The sequence below is a fragment of the Tropicimonas sp. IMCC6043 genome, from assembly GCF_004146235.1.
GTDB lineage: Bacteria > Pseudomonadota > Alphaproteobacteria > Rhodobacterales > Rhodobacteraceae > Tropicimonas.
Genome location: NZ_SELO01000109.1, coordinates 1 through 1,826, shown reverse-complemented (window position 1 = coordinate 1,826; position 1,826 = coordinate 1). Strand labels below are relative to the sequence as shown.

Sequence of the window (1,826 nt, the reverse complement as noted above, 5' to 3'; positions counted from 1 at the left end):
AGACTTGGCCAAGTCGATCCCGAGTGTTGTAATTTCCATGTGGTCGGTTCCTTCCGTAGCTGGTTCCAAACAGCACCAGCTTGGCACATCGCGATGCCGTTCGGGTGGAGCCGTCCACACCATCAGAAGAACGTGGCTTGAGATGGGGCAGGGGGCTGAGTGGTGTCTCCGGATGACTGGGAATTTCCCGTCCGTGGTCATCGTGACAGCGCCACCCTAGTTGTTGGCCGCGTCGAAGGCCCCCGGTCGTCGCAGTCGGTGTTGCTGATCGCGATCTTCGTTCCAGTTAGGTCGGATCGGCTGGATGCCCACATTCGATCAACGTTCATCGAAGCGGGAAAAAACGAGCGGACTGTCCGCTCAGCGGCCCCACGCCCTACGATTACATCTGCAAAGTCTGGACTTCAGAACCAGACAGATTCATCGTCAGTCCGATCCACCAGATGCCGGGACTGAACAACCAGTCAGAGTGGCAGTACCTAATCAGGTTGAACCGGCTTCGAAAGATAGGAAACACACAGATGGTACAACAAAGGCAGATTGGCCGGTCGGGCCTGTGGGTCTCTGAGATTTGCGTGGGTTGCATGACCTTTGGCGACCCCGAACGCGAGCGCGCATGGGCGCTGCCTCAAGATCGGGCACGCCCGCTAATCCACAAGGCCTATGAGGCCGGTATCACGTTCTTTGATACGGCCAATGTCTATTCCGACGGGACGTCGGAAGAGGTGATGGGCAACGTGCTTTGGGACATGGCGCCCCGGGAGGAGATCATCCTTGCCACCAAGGTCTTTGGAGACAAGCGGCCGGAGCGGCAGGGCCTGTCGCGGCGCCTCATCTTCCAACAAATCGACGCCTCGCTGAAACGCCTGAAGACTGACCACGTGGACCTATACCAAATACACCGCTGGGATGACAAAACGCCGATCGAGGAAACGATGGAGGCGCTCCATGACGTGGTGAAGGCCGGCAAGGCCCGCTATATTGGCGCCTCCAGCATGTATGCCTGGCAGTTCGCCAAGGCGCAGGAGGTGGCCCGCGCCAATGGCTGGACGCGCTTTATCAGCATGCAAAACCAGATAAATCTAATCCAGCGCGAGGAAGAACGCGAGATGATCCCGCTCTGTCTGGATCAGGGCGTCGGCCTCATCCCATGGTCTCCGATGGCGCGGGGACGTCTAGCCCGGCCACGCGGCGTGGAAACGAAACGGGGCAATACCGACGGCTACCAAGAGCTACTGTATTCAAAAACCGAGGCGCAGGACGGCCTCGTGATCGACGCCGTGGAGGCGCTGGCAAAGGAACTGGGCCGACCGATGGCGCAAGTTGCGCTGGCCTGGGTGCGTCAGAAACCGGGAGTGGCCTCGCCGATCATCGGCTTTTCCAGTGCGGAGCAACTGGACGTATCTATCAGCGGCCTAGACCTGACGCTGACACAGGAAAATATTGAAGCACTGGAAGCCGCCTATGTGCCGCATCTTCCGGTTGGCTTCGGATAGGAGGCACATACACATTGCCGATCAACAGTGGCACGTTAATTGGTCGGCGATGAAGCGGAGCCGGCTCGATGGGACCAAAACGCTGACAGAGCGGCTTCGACACGCTGAAGGGCGCCGCCATCTATAGCGGCGCCTTTTTCACGAAGTGTTTCCCCGTTCGATGCTGTGATTATAGCGTTCAAAACCTGCGATGCTCTCAGGAGAGAGGTGGCTCGGGAAATCTGAACGGGTGAGTTAGGTGGATTTTCCGCTCCCGATCCGGCAGCGATGCCGGGAAGAAGGAGCGAAAGATGGCAAGACGTCCGAGAAGAAACCACAGTGCCGCGTTCA

General features: G+C 58.5%; 1 protein-coding gene and 1 pseudogene. Both read left to right on the top strand.

Annotated elements, in window-relative coordinates; translation table 11 throughout:
• Positions 1-359: 359 nt before the first annotated feature.
• Positions 360-458: pseudogene (locus EU800_RS25925) on the top strand (IS481 family transposase); the annotation flags it as partial.
• Positions 459-521: 63 nt separating this feature from the next.
• The gene (locus EU800_RS25920; RefSeq protein WP_129636337.1) at positions 522-1,496 is read left to right on the top strand and encodes an aldo/keto reductase; all 975 of its coding nucleotides are present in this window, start codon (positions 522-524) and stop codon (positions 1,494-1,496) included.
• The last annotated feature ends 330 nt before the right edge of the window (positions 1,497-1,826 follow it).